General features: G+C 66.1%; 15 protein-coding genes and 1 pseudogene. All 16 read right to left on the bottom strand.

Annotation, left to right across the window (positions count from 1 at the left end; genetic code table 11):
• Positions 1-1,322 (bottom strand): MFS transporter (locus tag EN781_RS06695; RefSeq protein WP_127399869.1); only part of this gene is annotated, 1,322 nt, incomplete at its 3' end.
• Positions 1,323-1,509: 187 nt separating this feature from the next.
• On the bottom strand, positions 1,510-3,384 hold the full coding sequence (gene asnB, locus EN781_RS06690; protein WP_126058466.1) for an asparagine synthase (glutamine-hydrolyzing): 1,875 nt from the start codon (positions 3,382-3,384) through the stop codon (positions 1,510-1,512).
• Positions 3,385-3,533: 149 nt separating this feature from the next.
• The gene (fliQ, locus tag EN781_RS06685) at positions 3,534-3,800 is read right to left on the bottom strand and encodes a flagellar biosynthesis protein FliQ (protein WP_126058467.1); all 267 of its coding nucleotides are present in this window, start codon (positions 3,798-3,800) and stop codon (positions 3,534-3,536) included.
• 22 nt (positions 3,801-3,822) lie between these two features.
• On the bottom strand, positions 3,823-4,230 hold the full coding sequence (flgD, locus tag EN781_RS06680; RefSeq protein WP_126058468.1) for a flagellar hook assembly protein FlgD: 408 nt from the start codon (positions 4,228-4,230) through the stop codon (positions 3,823-3,825).
• Positions 4,230-4,673: a flagellar biosynthesis repressor FlbT gene (flbT, locus tag EN781_RS06675; protein WP_126058469.1), complete on the bottom strand. Its 444-nt coding sequence runs from the start codon at positions 4,671-4,673 to the stop codon at positions 4,230-4,232. Before flbT ends, flgD begins: the two co-directional genes overlap by 1 nt.
• Complete coding sequence (gene flaF / locus EN781_RS06670) at positions 4,670-5,017, bottom strand: flagellar biosynthesis regulator FlaF (protein WP_126058470.1); 348 nt, start codon at positions 5,015-5,017, stop codon at positions 4,670-4,672. The genes flbT and flaF overlap by 4 nt, the downstream gene beginning before the upstream one ends.
• Positions 5,018-5,048: 31 nt before the next feature.
• Complete coding sequence (locus tag EN781_RS06665) at positions 5,049-6,098, bottom strand: flagellar hook-associated family protein (RefSeq protein ID WP_126058471.1); 1,050 nt, start codon at positions 6,096-6,098, stop codon at positions 5,049-5,051.
• Positions 6,099-6,101: 3 nt separating this feature from the next.
• Complete coding sequence (flgK, locus tag EN781_RS06660; RefSeq protein ID WP_126058472.1) at positions 6,102-7,535, bottom strand: flagellar hook-associated protein FlgK; 1,434 nt, start codon at positions 7,533-7,535, stop codon at positions 6,102-6,104.
• Between the two features lie 30 nt (positions 7,536-7,565).
• On the bottom strand, positions 7,566-8,819 hold the full coding sequence (locus tag EN781_RS06655) for a flagellar hook protein FlgE (protein WP_126058473.1): 1,254 nt from the start codon (positions 8,817-8,819) through the stop codon (positions 7,566-7,568).
• Between the two features lie 97 nt (positions 8,820-8,916).
• The gene (locus EN781_RS06650) at positions 8,917-9,585 is read right to left on the bottom strand and encodes a response regulator transcription factor (RefSeq protein WP_126058474.1); all 669 of its coding nucleotides are present in this window, start codon (positions 9,583-9,585) and stop codon (positions 8,917-8,919) included.
• 233 nt (positions 9,586-9,818) lie between these two features.
• Positions 9,819-10,410: pseudogene (locus EN781_RS06645) on the bottom strand (transglycosylase SLT domain-containing protein).
• Positions 10,340-11,734: a flagellar hook-length control protein FliK gene (locus EN781_RS06640; RefSeq protein ID WP_126058475.1), complete on the bottom strand. Its 1,395-nt coding sequence runs from the start codon at positions 11,732-11,734 to the stop codon at positions 10,340-10,342. Before EN781_RS06640 ends, EN781_RS06645 begins: the two are co-directional and overlap by 71 nt.
• Entirely contained in the window at positions 11,731-13,200 is a 1,470-nt protein-coding gene (locus tag EN781_RS06635) for a chemotaxis protein MotC (RefSeq protein ID WP_126058476.1), read from the bottom strand. Before EN781_RS06635 ends, EN781_RS06640 begins: the two co-directional genes overlap by 4 nt.
• Complete coding sequence (locus EN781_RS06630; protein WP_126058477.1) at positions 13,197-14,612, bottom strand: MotB family protein; 1,416 nt, start codon at positions 14,610-14,612, stop codon at positions 13,197-13,199. The genes EN781_RS06635 and EN781_RS06630 overlap by 4 nt, the downstream gene beginning before the upstream one ends.
• Positions 14,609-15,235: a hypothetical protein gene (locus EN781_RS06625; protein WP_126058478.1), complete on the bottom strand. Its 627-nt coding sequence runs from the start codon at positions 15,233-15,235 to the stop codon at positions 14,609-14,611. The genes EN781_RS06630 and EN781_RS06625 overlap by 4 nt, the downstream gene beginning before the upstream one ends.
• Positions 15,236-15,238: 3 nt before the next feature.
• On the bottom strand, positions 15,239-16,636 hold a 1,398-nt coding region (gene fliF, locus EN781_RS06620; RefSeq protein ID WP_127399868.1), incomplete at its 5' end, for a flagellar basal-body MS-ring/collar protein FliF.

Genomic DNA, 16,636 nt, shown 5'->3' with positions numbered 1-16,636 from the left:
TATTCGATCATAATGGCGATCGGGCCGCTGCGCGGCTTCAAGTCGAGCGCCAGCATCGGCTCCTTGAACCTGTTGAGTGGATCGAGGTTGAGGACGGTCTGCTTCGGCAAAGGCAGGAAGAAGCCAATCGCGCCACCCGCCAGCATGGCGATGGCGGCCGCCATCAACGCAGCCTCGGCGCCATGGGCGTCGGCGACGACGCCCCAGATCCAGCTGCCCAGGGCAATGCCGCCGAAGGTCGCCGTCTGGTAAATCGACAGCACACGGCCCACCACCCAGCGCGGCGTCGACATCTGCACCGTGACGTTGAAATGCGAGAGCGCGATCACCCAGCAGGCACCGCCGACAAGCAGGCCGGCCGACGTCTGCCAGGCATTGTGGCTGACGGCAGCGTTGAAGGCGCAGAGCGCAAAGCCGGCAAAGGCGGCGCGCACCATCGTTTCGCTGGAGAGCAACTGCCTCAGCCGCACGCTGATCAGCGCGCCGCCGACCGCGCCGATGCCGAAAGCGCCGAGCATGATGCCATAGGTCAAGGCATCGCCCTTGACGACGTCGCGCGCCACCAGCGGCAGGAGCGCCAGCACGGCGCCGGCGCTGAAGCCGAAGGCCGAGCCTCTCGCCAGCACCTTGCCGATATTGGGCGACATCGCGACGTAGCGCAGCCCCGCGCCCATCGCCGCGCCGAGTGCCTCGCGCGGCAACGTCGGCGCGGGTACTTCCGGCTTCCAGCGGAACAGCACGACGATCAGTCCGATATAGCTGACGGCATTGGCGGCAAAGGCGGCGGCTGCACCCGCGGCGGCAACGATGACGCCGCCGATCGCCGGGCCAACGCTGCGTGTGATGTTGAAGCCCATCGAGTTGAGCGCGATCGCCGCCGGCACCTTGGCGCGGGGCACCATGTCGCCCACCGAGGCCTGCCATGACGGGCTGTTGAGCGCCGTACCGCTGTCGATCAGGAAGGTAAAGGCAAGCAGCGTCCAAGGTGTCATCCAGCCGAACCAGGTGAACACGGTGAGCAGCGCCGAGACGACCAGCATGAACGACTGCGCCACCAGCATCACCTTGCGCCGGTTGAAGCTGTCGGCGATGGCACCGGCAATGAGCGCGAACAGCATGATCGGCAAGGTGGTCGAGGCCTGGACCAGCGCCACCTGGTAGGAGGAGGTGGCGATCGTGGTCATCATCCATGCGGCGCCGACGCCCTGGATGAGGCCGCCGAAGTTCGAAACAAGGCTGGCCGACCAGACGGCGCGGAAGATGCCGTGCCGGAACGGCGCCAGCGCCGAGACGCGTTCGCTGTCCGGCTCGTCGTCGATCATCCGTGCTGTCCCGCTTCACATGTCGTTGGCCCAGCCGACGCGGATGTCCATCTCCGGAGATGGAGCATGGCGACGCGGGGCGGACCCTTGCCTGAAAAAGATTATGCTCCAACAACAGGATAGCGAGGCAAAAATACGTCCTGGCGCGGCTAAGCCAATGGTCTGGCCGCCTTGGACCAACCGCTGCTCAATGCGCGCGCGCATCCGCGGCGGCCGCATGCAGCGCCTGGGTCAGGCTGTCCGCCGTCTCGCCGCCGGCATTGAGGCGCAGGAACAGTTCCATGCCGACGAGGCGCAGCCTCGAGGCCTCGTCGCGCTTTGCCAGGTCGACAAGGTCTTCGACGGCGGCGGCCGGCCATTTCAAGGCATCGCGCAGATAGCCGCCGCGCAGCAGGCCCTGGCTACCCTGGGTGAAGCCCGACGAGATCTCGAAACCTTTCTTCGGCGCGTAGACATTCTCGCGCGGCAGGTGCTTTTCGGCGACCTTCTTCAAAAGCCACTTGCCGGTCCTGCCGCGCAATTTCTGACGCCTCGGCAAATGGATCGCGAAATCGATCAGCCGGTTTTCGAGGAAGGGAACCCTGAGTTCCACCGAGGCAGCCATGCTCAGCCTGTCGTGTCGGTTGAGCAAGTCCTGCAGATGCGAATAGAGATCGTAGAGGCAAGCTCCGAGGAAGGCGCGATCGCCGAGCGGCGTCACTGGCTCAAGCCGGTCGAATATCCTGGTCTGGAGGAAGTTGAGTTCCGGCGACAGCGCCCTGAGCACGAGATTGCGCTCCGAGGCGGAGCTATTGCCGGTCGATGTCTTGAAGGGCGCATGGCGCATGCGCCCGAATTTGCGATCGAGCCAGCGCCGCGAGCGGAACAGCCGTCCCGGCCATGACCATGCGCGCCAGGGCCGCATGCTTTCGGCCTGCCATTTGTAGCCGCCGAAAAGCTCGTCGGCGCCTTCGCCGGTAAGCAGCACCTTGACGCCGTCGGTCCGGCATTGCTCGGCAAGCGCCAGAAGCCCGACATGGCTTGCGTGCCAGCCGTCGCTCTCAAGATGCCAGACCGCTTTCGGCCAGAGCTCGAGGAACCGGTTCCTGTCGACCGGCACCCGGCGCAGGGGGACGCCGGCGCGACGGCCGGTCCGTTCGGCGTTTTCCGCCTCGCTGCGGCCAAGCCGGGGATCGACGACATAGCCGTGAATCTCCGGCCTGAAGCGCTTCGACAGCGCCGTAATCAGACCGGAATCGACGCCGCTGCTACAGGCCGTGGCGATGCTGGCGTCGGCGATGCAGTGGATATCGACGCTGTCCTCGATCAGCGCTTCGAGCCGCGCCATATGCTCGTCGTCGGAGGTCCGGTCGCCGATGATGCGCGCCGCCTCCAGCACGTCGAGGACGTGCCAGAAGCAGCGCTTCTCGATGCCCGCTTCGGTGATCTTCCAGAGGCCGGCCGGTGGCAGCCGTTCGATGCCGTCGAACAGGCTGTGGCTCGAATCGCGGTGCTGCCAGGCGAGCCGCAAGGTGATCTCGCGCGCATCGATGCGGCGGGCAAAACCGTCGCTGGCGAGGATCGCCTTGTCCTCGGAAGCGAACAGGATCCGCTCGGCCGTCTCGGCCACCGCCATCGGCTTGATGCCGAGGCGGTCGCGGGCGAGCCACAGGGCGTTGTCGCGCGCGTCGAAGTAGGCAAAGGAAAACATGCCGTCGAACAACGGCACGGCCTTTTCAGGACCCCAATGATGCAGGGCCTGCAGAACCACTTCGGTGTCGGAGACGCTGCGGAAAACGCAGCCTTCCGTCTCGATCGTCTGGCGCAGCGAGCGGTAGTTGTAGACCTCGCCATTGTAGGCGAGCACGCCCTCGCCGCATGCGGTCAGCATCGGCTCGCGGGCGGCGGGCGAGGGATCGATGATGGCAAGCCGGCGGTGCCCCAGGGCGAGCCGGCTGCTGCTCCAGCTGTCGTGGTCGTCCGGTCCGCGATGCGCCAGCGCCTGCATCATGCGGGCGATGTCCGACAGGTCGCCGGCGCCGATCGGGTCGCGCTTTCGCCAGACGCCGGCTATTCCGCACATGGCCTGCCGGCCGGTTTAGTCTGCCCCATGATTTTCGAAGACCGCCTGAGACCAGTGGCGCCCACGCCGCGCAATTCACAATCTAGCCGCAACAGGGCTGCCCGCAAGCCGTCCGGTGAGCGCAAGGAGTAGGCACTCCGCCTCCCGCCTCAGAAGCCGTGCTCGATACGCTCGAAGATGACGTTGGTGAAGGCCGATATCTGGCCGCCGATGAACGGGCCGGTCAGTGCCACCACCAGCATGATGGCGACGATCTTCGGCACGAAGGTCAGGGTGATTTCCTGGATCTGGGTCAGCGCCTGGATCAGCGCGATGCCGATGCCGACCGCCATTGCCACCAGCACCACCGGCGCGGAAGCGGTCAGCACCGTCCACACCGCGTACTGGACGATATCGAGCGCGTCGGCCTCGTTCATGCGTTGTGACCCAAGCCGGTCGCTAGCTGGCCGGCTTGATCGTGACGCCGGGGCCGACAGCGACTTCCGTGCCGTTCTGCAGCACCGCGATAAGACCACTGCTGGCCAGGCGCACGGAGGCCACCGTGCCCGACGTCTTGCCGTCAGCGGATGTGATCGAACGGCCGATCAGCGCATCGGCCTGCGACAGGGCCGAGGACTGCATGATCTGGTCGAGCTTGGTGTTGGTCTGCACCGATTGCTCGACCTGCGAGAAGGTGGCGAGCTGGGCGACATACTGCGTCGAGTCCATCGGCTTTGTCGGATCCTGGTTCTTCATCTCGGCGATGAGGAGCTTCAGGAACGACTGGTAATCGACGGCGGTCTTGGAGGTCGACGTGGTGGTCGAATTGGCACCGGTCGGTATGGCGGTCGTCATGTCCACGTTCATCAGTATCGAGCTCCCACGGCCATTGGGCGCGGCGCGCCCGGAACATCGTCGTTGCCGCCAAGCGCGCGGCGTTCGAGCGGATAGAGCGCGCGGATCGCCTTCAACGCCTCATAGATATGGTCCTCGCCGACCATGCGGTCGATCTGCTTCAGCGCACTGCAGATTTCGGCGTCCTCGAAGCTCGCCAGCAGCATGGGCAGCGAGCGTCGGAACATGTCACGCGCCTCCGACGCGCCCGACGGGTTCATCAGCATGACCTGCAGGATGAAGTAGAGCTGCCTGAGCGGAGTCGACGCCTGGTCGGCCTGGATGACGTGGCTTTCGAGCAGGAACTGCACGTCGTTCATCAGCTCGATCGTGACCTTGCGGTCGACGCGGATGACGGCGCCGTTGATGTAGATCTTCTCGTTCGGCTTCAGCGATATCTTCAGCGTGTTGGTCATTGAATGCCATCCCGGATGATCTGGGACACCTCGATCAGGCCCTCGAAATTGTTGGTGCGGCCCTGGCGGATGTCCTCGGCCTCGCGCAGCAGCCACAGGCCGATGGAGATCAGGTTGGCGCGCAGTTCCTTGGGCAGGGCGTTGTCGCTGGAGCCGAGATCCTCGACGAAGGTGGTCCAGATGCGGTTGGTGAAGTGCAGCGCCTCGATCGCTTCCATGGAATCCTGGCCGACCGCGGCCGCGGCCGACAGCATGTCGATCGAGCGGGTGAGCAATTCCCGCTCGCGGTCCTTGGCGTCGGTGACGGAGTCGGTCTGGATGTCGGCGTAGGAGAATTGATACATCGTCGGGGCTCTGCCGTTCCGGTGGAAGTTTTCAGGTCAGGTAATTCAGCAGGCTGAGCTGCTGCAGGCGCGCGGTCAACGCGAAAGAGGTCTCGATATGCTGCGTCAGGTCGGCGACGCGGGTCGCGGCCTCGGCGGGATCGACGCCCTCGAGATCGATGATATGCTTCTCGAACAGGTCGACCTGGGTCTTCATGCGGTCGCTGGCGTCGGAGACACGTTTCTGGGTTAGGCCGACCTCCGAGCGCACCTGGACGATGCCGCCGATGGCCTCGCCGACCAATGTCTGGGCGCGGCTGACGACGGTGTTCTTGGCGGCATCGCTGATGTTGCCGGAGAACAGGTTGGCGACCATCGCCGCCGCCATGGCGAGCTTGCGGATGCCGTCCTCATTGGCGCTGACCGAGGTCTGCGTGGTTTCGTTCAGCGCGATGCGGCTGGTGATCTGCTCGTCGGTGGCGTTCGACCAGGTGCCTTGCCAGCCCGAGCCGAGGAATTGCGGCTCGATGCTGGTGGTGATGAAGTCGTCCATCTGGGCGGCAGTGATGTTGGCCGCGGCCGGGTCGCTCTGGGTGAAGCCGAAATAGGCGACGAAGGAGGCGTCGAAAGCGGCCTTGGCGGGCGAGCCGGCGGCGGTGAAATCGTCGACCGGCTTGACGTCGGTGTTGGTGCCGGCGAACAGATACTCGCCATTCACGCTGGTGTTTAGGATGCCGGTCATCTGCTGCAGCGCCGACGCGCCGGCCTGCTGGGTGATGCTGGTCGAGGAATCGCCGGACACGGCGCTGGTCAAGGCCGAAAGAAAGTTCTGCGCGACGTCGGAGAGCTGGCCAAGCGCATCCTGCGTCGATGTCAGCCGGGCGGCGACCAGCGCGTTGGAATCGATGATGCCGTTCAGCCGGTCGAGATCGCGCTGGAAGGTCACGGCCTGGGTCGTGCGCCCGCCGAGCGCCAGGCCGACATCGGCGACCTTGCCGGTCGTTGACTCCTTCGTCGCCTTGACCAGATCGGACTGCATGCGCATCTGCTGGTAGCGCATGGCGTTGGATATTGCGGCTGAGGAGACGGCTGTCGCTTTCATCGATTATCCCACGGCATTCATCAGGGCGTCCAGCATGTCGTCGACGGTCTTCATCATGCGGGCGGAGGCCTGGTAGGTGTGTTCGAGGTCGAGCAGCAGCGACATTTCCTGATCGACATTGACGCCAGTGTCGTTGGACAGCGCCTCGGCCGTGCGCGTCGCCAGCGCCTCCTTGGCGTCGGCGGTGGTCGAGGCCTGCTGGCGCACGCCTTCGAACCAGCCGATCGAGTTGGCGGCGTAGTCGGCGACGCTGGATGTCGCCGTGATACCGGCGGCGGCATCGAAAGCCATCGGCTGGTCGAGCCGGTCGCCATAGGCGATCAGGAGGTTGGCGTAGGACGAGCCGGAAGTGTTGAGGACATAGGCAGCGCCATTGGCGCCGCCGTCGCGCAGCAGCGCCGGGGTCATGGCGGCGTTGACGCTGATCGAGCCGGCAAGGCCGTCGACCAGCGTGCCGGCGGCGGGAATGCCGGGCGCGCCGGACCAAGTAAACAGGCCGGCGGCATCGGGCTGCGACGAGGAGGTCTCGGCAAAGGCGGTGATGAGCCCGCGGGCGGTCTCGTCGAGCTGGCTCTGCATGGTGGCGGCGACGCCGTCGCGCAAGGTGATCAGGCCGGCGAGCTTGCCGACGGCGCTGGTATTGCCGCCGCTGCCGGCCGAGAGCGGCACGTTGTCGATGGAGATGGTGTTGCCGGGAGTGCCGGCGGTGTAGCCGGACGAGGGCGTGAAGGTCACCGAGCGCGGCACCGTCTCGAACAGCGTCGTGCCGTCCGTGGTGGTGATGACCATGTCGTTGTCGCCGCGCGTGAAGGTCGAGACGGGAACATATTCGGCGATCTTCTTCAGGATCGCGTCGCGCTGGTCGAGTGCGTCGGACACGTCGGTGCCCGAACGGGTTCCGGAAATGACGGCCTTGTTGGCGTCCTGGAACTGGCTGAGCAGCTTGTTGAGGTCATCGACCGCGGTGGCGATCTGACCGTCGGTCTGGGTGCGGAAATCCTGGATCGCCTGGGTGCCGTCATTCAGCGAGCGCACGACGTCCCTGGCCGCGTCGATGACGCTGGCGCCCAGATTCTGGTTGGACGGCGTCGTCGCGTAGAGTTGCAGCGCCTGCTGCAGATTGGCGATCGCGGTCGAGGGCGAGGACGCGTTGTCGACGCCGTTGACGGCCAGCTCCAGCTGGTCCATACCGCTGTAAAGCGCGCTCTGGCCGCTCCATGCGGAGAGCGCGCTCAAATTCTGCCGGAACAGGAGGTCGTTGGCCGCCCGCTGGATCTCCACCGAGCGGGCGCCCGGCGCCGTGCTGGTGACGACAGCCGTGCGGCGGGCATAGTCGCTATTGGAAGCATCGGCGACATTGCGCGAGACGATGCTGGTCTGCTTCGAGGTGGTCAGGAGCGCCGACTGTGCGATGCTCAAGGCGGAGGTCAGCGACATGCGGGTCTTTCACGGGCCGGGGCCCGACAGTTATCTCTTCAGGTTGACAAGGACATCCATCAGGTCGGAACCGGTCTGGAAGACTTTCGAATTGGCGGTGTAGCTGCGCTGCGCCGCGATCATGTTGGTCAGTTCCTCGGCGATATCGACGTTGGAATTTTCCAGCGCGCCGGAGACGATCGAGCCGAGCTTGCCTTCATTGGCGAAGCCGATGCGCACCGCGCCGGAATCGGTGCTCTGCGCGTAGACGTTGCCAGGCAGGGCGGTGAGCCGGTCCGGGCTCGTCACGTCGGCCAGCGGGATCTTGTAGAGCGGCTTGGTGGAGCCGTCCTCATACTGTGCGTAGATGATGCCGTCCTGGCCGATCTGGATTTTCTCGATCGTGCTCGGCGCGTTGCCGTTGACCTCGGCCTCGGAAACCGTGAAGCCGGTGCCGAGCTGGGTCAGCTTCGACATGTCGAGGTCGAGGGTGGAGCCGTTCGGCACGGTGAAGGAGATGCCGGTGGTGGCGCCGGTGAGCTTGCCGGTGGTGGTGTCGAAAGTCAGGTTGGCCGAGGCCAGCGCGCCGCCGGTATAGGGGAAGGACGTGCCGGCCGTGGCCTTGGACTGGTCGAAGACCGAGACCTCCCAGGCGCCTGAGCCGGTGTTGGTGAAATAGACGTCGAGCAGCACCTTGTTGCCGAGATTGTCGTAGGCGACCAGCGACGACTTCGAGGTGTATTCAGCGGTCGCGCTGTTGCTGGACGGCAAGGCGCCCGCAGGCGGGGTGGCACCCGCCGGCAGATTGCCGCTGAAGACGCCTTCGGTGCTCGGCGTCGCGGTCATTTCCTGGTCGGAGATCTGCACGGGCTCCAGGCCCTCGAAACCGTTGGCCGTCGCCGCAGGATCGCCATTGGCGTAGCTGTAGGCCATCAGCTGATAGCCGGCGGCATTGACCAGCCTGCCCTGGGCGTCGGCGACAAAGGCGCCGGCGCGGGTCAGATAGGGCGTGCCGCTCGGATCCTGCACGACAAAGAAGCCATCGCCGTTTACGGCAAGGTCGGATACCGAGGTGGTGTATTGCAGCACGCCTTGCGAGCTGATGGCGGAGCGGATCGTCGTCGTGACGCCGCCCGAATTGTAGGCGCCGCCGGTGCCCGGCATGATCAGCGTCGAGAATTCGGCGGAGGAGCGCTTGTAGCCCGTAGTGTCGGAGTTGGCGATGTTGTCGGCGACCGTGGACAGGCGATTGGCCTGCGCGTTCATGCCGGAGACGCCGGTCCGCATCATTCCGTAGAGGCTCATCGAAACGTCTCCTCAATACCCACGACGGTGGGGCCCATGACAGTGGCCGCGAGCCTATGCCGCGTGTCTTGCGCGAGGCTGGCGCGGGTTTCGGCCATCAGAACACCAGCCGGTAGCCGAGGAAGCGCTTGGAATCGATCGGATCATGGCCGAGCTTTTCGCGCAGCTTCTTGCGCAGCTTGCTGATGTGGCTTTCCACCACGTTCTCCTCGACCTCTTCGTCGAAGATGCCGTAGATGGCGTTGAATACCTGGGTCTTGGTGACCCGTCGGCCGCGGTTGCTGGCGAGATATTCGAGGATGCGTCGCTCGCGGCGCGGCAGAGGCAGCGGCTCGCCGTCGATCTCCGGATCACGGCCGTCCATGAAGATGCGCATCGAGCCGACCTCGGTATAGGTCACGTCCTCATGCGCGCGGCGGCGGATGGCGGTGATGCGGGCCAGAATCTCGCGGATGTGAACCGGCTTGCGGATGACGTCGTCGACGCCGCTCTCGAACAGCCGCAGCGTGTTTTCGAGCGAGTGCTGTTCGCTGAGCGCGATCACCGGTGCGCCGGTGCGGTCGCGGATCTGTCGCGGCGAGATCGCACCCTCGCGGCAGTCGCCGATGAGGAAGGCCCTGACCGAGCGCAGATCGGTGTCGGCGGCCGAGCTCACCCACTCCCCGAACTCGCTCGGCGCGAAGCCCGCGCTGGCGACCCCCTCGCGATCGAAAAGTGAGCTGTAGCCTTCAGTTACGAGCTCACGCTCGTCTACGATCACGATCATCGGCCCGCCCTCCGAATCATCTCATTTGCCCCGTGGAAGGAGGCGTAACCGGTGGCGGGAATCCTGAACAACCGTCATTTCTTGTAGCTATTTTCTTGGGAGTTTTTTGGGGACCCGAAAATAAGCGCGGTCGCATGGGTCTATCGACTGTGTGTCGACGCTTGCCGTTTCGAGCGAAGCGGCAGGCGCCGCGAGGTCAGAAAGATCCTGTGCGCCCGTGAGTGACCATGCATCTATGGATTGCAGAAGGCGCGGGCGTTGGGCGTCCATTTGCCGAAGCCGGTGGCGACCATGTTGGCGATGACGCGACAGACATAGACCTTCTGCGCGGGGTCGTTGTCGGGGCCGGCGTGATAGCGGGCCACCGCCATCGACCAGGTCACGTGGCGGGCATGCAGGCTGGCCAGGAAGCGCGCCGCGTAGTCGACATTCTGGCGTGGGTCGAGCATGTCGTCGACGCTGCGGAAATGCGACGCGTGATAGTGATGGTTGATCTGCATGCAGCCGAGATCGATCAGCGTCTTGCCCTCGCGGCGGGGCGTTCTCGAACGTCGCCATGGCTTCGGCACGGCTCCGCGGAAAAACAGCTTTTCCTTCTATATTCATAGCGTTAGGCTGGAGGCTGCCCTTGTTTCCGGTTTCCGTCAGGCCAACCGCATAGAGGATGCCGGCCGGCACGCCGTAGCGGTCGGCGGCGCGCAGGATCTCGGGTTCGCAAGGATTGGCGGCGGCGCTCGCGGCGCTGATGGCGGCGCTAGATAAACATGCCGTCGCCAGTGCGCTCGCGAGCAGGCGAAGCAGCGCGGCCGCTGTCCGGTGTGTCATTGCTGTTGTTCCTTCCCGGCTGCTGACCGCCGGAGCCGGCATTGTTGCCGCTCGAGTTGCCGGGCTGAAAGGCGGATTGCTCGCGGCCTGGCGACATCGGCAGCGAGCTGTTGGCGTCGACGCGCGCGGCGGCTGGCGTTGCTATCGAAGGTTGCATCACCGTGACCGTGTCGACGTCGAAGCCAAGGTCGCGCAAGGACCTGGTGATCGCCTCGCTGTCGGCGGTGAGACGGCGGTGCGCCTCGTGCGTTTCCGGCTTCAGCTCAATCGAAAGTTGGTCCCCGGAAAGCCGCAGGCTGGCGGTGACCATGCCGAGTTCGGCAGGGTGAAGCTCAATCTTCAATATATGTGTCGGAATGGCAACAGAAGCGGCCGGTTGCGAGCCTGTCGAGGTGGTCGAAAACGCCTGCGGCAGACCCTTGTCCGAGGCCAGCGCGTCGATCAGCGCCGATGCCGTCTGACTTAGCGGGTTCTGCGCCGGAGCCGGGAAGCTCTGCTCGGCGACGACGTCGATGCGTGCGGCCGACGATGACTGCTTTGCCTGTTCCGAAGGCGTGGCCGAACGGATCGCGTCAAGGGCTTTCGACGACGGCGCAGATCGCTTTGCCGGCGATGCCGGCACGTCCGCGGGCGTCTGGTCCTCCGGTGGCGATGCGGCTCCATCGTCCCGGCGCGGCAGGTCCTTGAAGACGGCTCTGATGGCTTCCGGCTGCCGGAGCTTCCCGGGGAAGTCTTCGGCGCTCGCGGCGCGCTCGGATCGCGAGAATGCACCGGGATCAGGGATCTGGAGGCCGGGCGTTGCGTCCGATTTCTTCAAGGTGGAGAGCAACTGAGCCGGCGGCTGGCCGTCCGGCGCCGGCTCACTCGCCTGGCCATCGCCGGCGTCTTCCTGTCCGCCCGCCTTGGCCGACGCCTGGAAGCGGCCGATATCGTTGAGCGCCATCAGCAATGGCAGGCTGTCCTGAAGTGGGCTCGCATTTGCGCTCCGCGCGGCCGTGTCGGTCTCCTTCGAGGCCTTGTCCGTATCAGTATCGGCATCGCTGTCGACGGCCTTGCCGGCTGGCGGCTTTGGCGCGGCGGTCGTCGCCGTAGCGTTGCCGTCAGGCTGCGCCTTGCCGGCGTTGGCAAACGCCCGCCGGTTCCATCGCGCATCGTGGGGTCCAGTCTCGGCCGGTTGCTGGTTTTCCTGGGCGGACTGCTTTTCGGCGTCGCGCAGCAGGTCGCCGAAGCTCGTGGCCTCGTTCTTCGCCGCCGGCGCCGCCGACTTGGACGTCACGTTTGTGGAGACAAGTCCCGTGAGGGCATGGCCGAGGCTGGAGGTCATTTGGGAGCTGCTCCAAGCAGTTGGTCGATCTTGTTGAGTTGGCGGCGCGTCTGCAACATCGCGGCGTCGGTGGCGTCCTGCGGATCGAGGCCGGCTGACGATTCCGGCGTCGGCGAGGGCTGAGCCGCCGCCGTCCCGGCAGATGCCGCTGCCACTGCCGGCGCTTCGGCCGCGGCCGGCTCCGGCGCCGACGGCGCGGCCGTTGCCGGGGCCGGCATATCCGGGGCGAACGATGCCGAGGGCTGCGCGTCCGCCGGTTTCGTTGCGGAAGCGGAGGCCTCGACCGCCGGCTGCTCGGACATCGCGCCCTCGACCGGCGGCAAGTCAGCGTCTTCCTGTCTCTCCGCCGCAGCGATCTCGGCGGCGGGTTTCCCAGGCGCAGATTTGGCGGCGTCGGTGTCGGGCTTCTCGACGGCCGGGACCGCCGGCCGCGCGACAACTTCGCCGGCGACGGCTTGCGCGGCATCGAGCAGCGCACGGTCGCTTTCCGAGAGCTTGCCGCGATCGATCTTCTTCAGCTTGGCGCGCACATCGTCGATGGTGCTCGAAGTCACCGTGGACAGGCTGGAATAGAGCTGGGCGCGCGGGTCGTCCTCATTGCCGTTACCGTCGCGGCCTTTCTCAGCCATGGCCGAGGCGAAGGTGGAGAGCGCGGTCAGACCGTCGATCGCCGCCCGGCGGGCGATACGCAGATAGATCACCTTCTCGCGCTCGGGATCCATCATCGAGGTGATGTCGGCCAGCTTGTCCTGGCTGACCGCCATGTGCAGTTGAATGACGCCGGAGACGAAGGAATCGGCGAACTGGCTGGCATAGGGCGAGTGGAGATAGCTGGCGACATATTGGGTGGAGGCGAGTGCGAAGCGCGCCGCATCGCCCTGCTGCGCGGCAATGCCGACCGAGCGGCGAAGCGCTGCTTCCTCGACCAGCGTGCCTGGGCTGAGCAGGCGGGCATTGTCGAGCAAAGCGAGCGCCGCGGCCGGCTGTTCGGTGGCCAGCAGCGAGCCCTTGACCAGCGCCAGGAAGGCGCCGAGGTCGGTGGGCAGCGCCATCGGGTCGATCGGCTTAAGCGTTTCGATCGCCTCGGCCGGCCGGCCGTTGAGATAGCTGATGATGCCCCTGGCGATGGCGAGGCTTTGCGGGTCGGTCTCGGCACGCGAGGCGGCAGCCTCGACGGTGACGGGATTGCCGCCGCTCATGCCGTAGACGAGCAGGGCGCGAAAGTTCTTCGGTTCCTTGAAATCCGCCGCATCCGCCGCGCGCAGACGCGCATCGGTCATTTCGAGCAGCTTGGCCTGCATCGGCAGCGCCGCGTGGTCGCCGGCGGCGATGCGGTCCTGCACGAGCTGCAGCGAACGCACCAGTTGGTACGGCTGCAGGGCCTCCTCGGCAATGCCCGCCGATGGCGCCGCGGCGCTCAGCAGCAGCAGGCCGATGGCGCGGCCGATGACGGTCGCACCTCTCATCCGCCCGTCGCCATCAGGATCTCGATACGCCGGTTGGCGGCCGCCAGCGGATCGGCCGCATCCTTCGGCTGGCGGTCGGCGAAGCCCGCGACCTCGGTGATGCGGCGCTCGTCGACGCCGCCGCGCACCAGCATGTAATAGGCCGAATGCGCGCGCGCGGTGGACAGGCGCCAATTGTCGTAGGTGTCGCTGCGGAACGGCCGTGAATCGGTATGGCCGTTGATGCTGATCGTGCCTTTCTGGCTGTTGACGATGCGGCCTATCTTCTCCATGGCCAGCACCAGCTCGCGGCGCGGCAAGGCCGAGCCGATCTCGAACATGCCGAAATCCAGCTGGTCGGTGATCGAGATGACGACGCCCTTGTCGGTCGCCTCGACCGAGACGCCGTCATGCAGCTTGTCGCCCGGCTTGAAGGCTTCGGCCAGCTGCTGCTTGACCTCGGCTGCCGCCGCGACGGTGGCAGCGCTCGGCGCCTTTTCGCCGACATCGGGTCTTGCCGCCGCTTCGGCCTTCGCGGCTTCCGGCTTTGCGGTCTCGGCCTGCTCCTTGTTCTCGGTGCCTTCGCCTGCCGCCGCTTCGCCCTTAGTAGCTTCGCCTTTTGCAGCCTCGCCCTTGGCGGCTTCGACCTTCGCGGTTTCAGCCTTTGCCGTCTCCGGCTTGGCATCCGCCTTGTCGAGAGCCGTTTTCGCCAGGGGTTCGAGCGGCGCGTCGATCACCGGCGGCGTGGCCTTGACCTTCGGCACCTGAGTCTCAGCGACCTTTTCGCCAGGCTTTGCTGGATCGCCATCGATCTTGGCGCGCTCGGCGCTTGCCTCGGCGCCGGGCGCGGCAACCTGCTGCGACCAGAAGTCCGGCGCGAAGGGATCGCGGTAGGAATCGCCGCCGGAAGCGCCGGTCGCCGGGCCGGCATTCTGCGCGCCGCCTTCGCCCTTGGCGCTGACATTCTGCATCACACCGGTATCGGTGGCGATCTCCGACAGCACGGCGTACGGATCGGCAAACAAATGTTCGTCGGAAAGGTCGGAGTTCTGCGAGGCTTCCTTCGTCTGCCTGCGATCCGAGGATCCGGCCCCGCCCTTGCCGTCCTCGCCGGCCTTGCTGGCGCCGTCCTGCGGGTTGTCGGCCGTCAGCCCAACCTTGCTCGGACCGTCGCCGAGGTCCTCCAGGCCCTTGCGGCTGGAATTGCGGTCGATCAGCTCGACCGGATTGAAGTAGCTGGCGACGGCCGCCTTGGTCTGCTCGTTGGCGGCATTGATCAGCCACATGACCAGGAAAAAGCACATCATGGCGGTCATGAAGTCGGCGAAGGCGATCTTCCAGACGCCGCCATGATGACCGTCGTCGTGACCGTCATGATTGCGCTTGACGATGATGATCTCGTGCCTGGCCTCACCGGCATCGACAGCGCTCATGAGAGAACCTCGGACAGCGAAGCCGACCACTCGGCGATGCGCGTCTCGAACACCGCCTCGTCGATGACGACGGCCAGGTCGAAGCCGGGCGACTCGACGAAATCGAGCTGGGAGGCGCGCGTGTCGAGCGAGGCCGCCAGCGTTTCGAACAGGGACAGCGGACCGCGCACGGCGATGCGCACCGCCTCGGAGTCGGCGACGGCCTCGCGGATCGTGCGCGCAAGCGCGTCCAGAGAGCGCTTCTGCAGGTCATCGCTGACCATGCCGCCGATGATGCGGGCAAGGGTGGCGCCGACGAGTTCGGTGACACGCGCCTCCATGGCATCGATGCGCGTGGCGACGGCCTGGCCGACATCGCCGCCGAAGCCTTCGAGAAAGACCTTTGCCTCGTCGGCGTTGGCCTGGCGCTCGGCGTCGAGCGCGGCGTGGTGGGCAGCGGCGAGGCGCGCCTCGAGCGCCGTTTCCGCATCGGCGACCGCTTCGGCGATCAAAGTGCCGATGTCTGCCTGAGGCGCGGGTTCGTCCGGGTTGCGTTCGGGTTCGGCCGCGGCCTGCGGGTGGCCGGCGCGGGGACTGCGGGTTCCGAAATCGGGCAGAAGATCGAAGAGGGCTGCTGAGGGCATGGTCTATCCGGCGACTTCCTGGGCGGCCCATTTGCGCAGGATCTGCGCGGTGCGCTCCTCGTTAAGGTCGACCATGCGGGCGAGCCGCTCCTGCGGCGCGGGCCTGATCTTCTGGCGAAGGTCGTCAAGCGGGGTGGTGCCCGGGCGGCCGCCCGGCAGCGCGCCGGCCTGCGCGGCGGTTCCGTCGGAACCGATCGCCGCCACCGCGGGCTCGGGCGTCGGCAGCGAGCGCTGGACCTCGTCGAAGCTCGGGCCGGCGATGGCCGGCTTGGCGGACGCCGTCAGGGCCGCGGCCATCGGCCTCAAGCCGAAGAAGGCGACCAGGAACACCACGACGATGAAGGCCCCGGCATTGATCATGGTGCCGGTATATGTCCCGATCGAGGCCATGATGCCCGGCTGCTCGATCGGCTCGCCGTCGAGCCCGTCGATGAACTCGACCGCGGAGACGTCGATGACGTCGCCGCGTTTGTCGTCGAAGCCGGTGGCCGAGGCCACCATCTTCTGGATGTCGGCGACGCGCTTGGCGATCTGCTCGGGCGTGGCGTCCTTGCCGAGAATGGTCGCCAGGCGCTGCTGGTTGACGACAACGGCGATCGACATCTTGGTGACCGTATAGCCGTTGGAGACGGTAGCTATCTTCTTGGAGTTGATCTCGTAGTTGGTGATCTCCTCCTTGCGGTCGTTCTGCGAGGTCGATTGCGGTCCCTCGGTGCTGGCCGCCTGGGTCTCGGGCAGGTTCTGCTCGACGCTGGTCGGGGTCGAGGCCTGCTTCTGATTGCTGTTCTCGTTGGTGCGCACCGACTGCACGGAGCGCTCGACGCGGGACTCCGGATCGAAGATCGTCTCTTCGGTCTGGCGGGTGTCGGTGTTGACGTCGGCCTTGACGCTGGCGCGGAAATTGTCGGGGCCGAGATAGGGGGTCAGCGCGCGGCGGATGTTGTCGCCGATCTGCGCCTCGACCGTCTGCTCGACGCCCAGCGTGCGGGCCGCGCTGGTGTTGGACGGGTCGTCGCCGGCGGCCAGCAGGTTGCCATTGGAATCGAGCACCGTCACCTTGTCGGCCGCCAGGCCGGGAACGGCGGCGGCGACCAGGTGACGGATCGACATGGCGCTCTTTTCGGCGTCGATACCGGCATAGCGGATGACCACCGAGGCCGAGGGCTGCTGCTCGTCGCGGCGGAAATTGGCGCGCTCGGACATGACGATGTGGACGCGCGCCGCCTTGATGCCGGCGATCGACTGGATGGTGCGCGCGATCTCGCCCTCCAGGGCGCGCACCCTTGTGATCTGCTGCATGAAGGATGTCAGGCCGAGCGAGCCGACATTGTCGAACAGCTCGTAGCCGGCATTGGCGCTGGTCGGCAGGCCCTTCTCGGCGAGCATCATGCGAGCCTGCGC

This window comes from Mesorhizobium sp. M4A.F.Ca.ET.090.04.2.1, assembly GCF_003999085.1.
Lineage (GTDB): Bacteria > Pseudomonadota > Alphaproteobacteria > Rhizobiales > Rhizobiaceae > Mesorhizobium.
The sequence above is the reverse complement of the archived record's forward strand: the minus strand, read 5'-3'. Positions and strand labels throughout refer to the sequence as shown.

Bases quoted from the DNA above. Each gene is read 5' to 3' on its own strand.
- flaF (WP_126058470.1), bottom strand. From the start codon at position 5,017: ATGTATCAATTCTCCTACGCCGACATCCAGACCGACTCCGTCACCGAC.
- flgD (WP_126058468.1), bottom strand. From the start codon at position 4,230: ATGAACGTGGACATGACGACCGCCATACCGACCGGTGCCAATTCGACC.
- EN781_RS06650 (WP_126058474.1), bottom strand. From the start codon at position 9,585: ATGATCGTGATCGTAGACGAGCGTGAGCTCGTAACTGAAGGCTACAGC.
- flgK (WP_126058472.1), bottom strand. From the start codon at position 7,535: ATGTCGCTGACCTCCGCCTTGAGCATCGCACAGTCGGCGCTCCTGACC.
- fliQ (WP_126058467.1), bottom strand. From the start codon at position 3,800: ATGAACGAGGCCGACGCGCTCGATATCGTCCAGTACGCGGTGTGGACG.
- EN781_RS06630 (WP_126058477.1), bottom strand. From the start codon at position 14,612: ATGAGCGCTGTCGATGCCGGTGAGGCCAGGCACGAGATCATCATCGTC.
- EN781_RS06655 (WP_126058473.1), bottom strand. From the start codon at position 8,819: ATGAGCCTCTACGGAATGATGCGGACCGGCGTCTCCGGCATGAACGCG.
- asnB (WP_126058466.1), bottom strand. From the start codon at position 3,384: ATGTGCGGAATAGCCGGCGTCTGGCGAAAGCGCGACCCGATCGGCGCC.
- flbT (WP_126058469.1), bottom strand. From the start codon at position 4,673: ATGACCAACACGCTGAAGATATCGCTGAAGCCGAACGAGAAGATCTAC.
- EN781_RS06640 (WP_126058475.1), bottom strand. From the start codon at position 11,734: ATGACCTCCAGCCTCGGCCATGCCCTCACGGGACTTGTCTCCACAAAC.
- EN781_RS06635 (WP_126058476.1), bottom strand. From the start codon at position 13,200: ATGAGAGGTGCGACCGTCATCGGCCGCGCCATCGGCCTGCTGCTGCTG.
- EN781_RS06665 (WP_126058471.1), bottom strand. From the start codon at position 6,098: ATGAAAGCGACAGCCGTCTCCTCAGCCGCAATATCCAACGCCATGCGC.
- EN781_RS06625 (WP_126058478.1), bottom strand. From the start codon at position 15,235: ATGCCCTCAGCAGCCCTCTTCGATCTTCTGCCCGATTTCGGAACCCGC.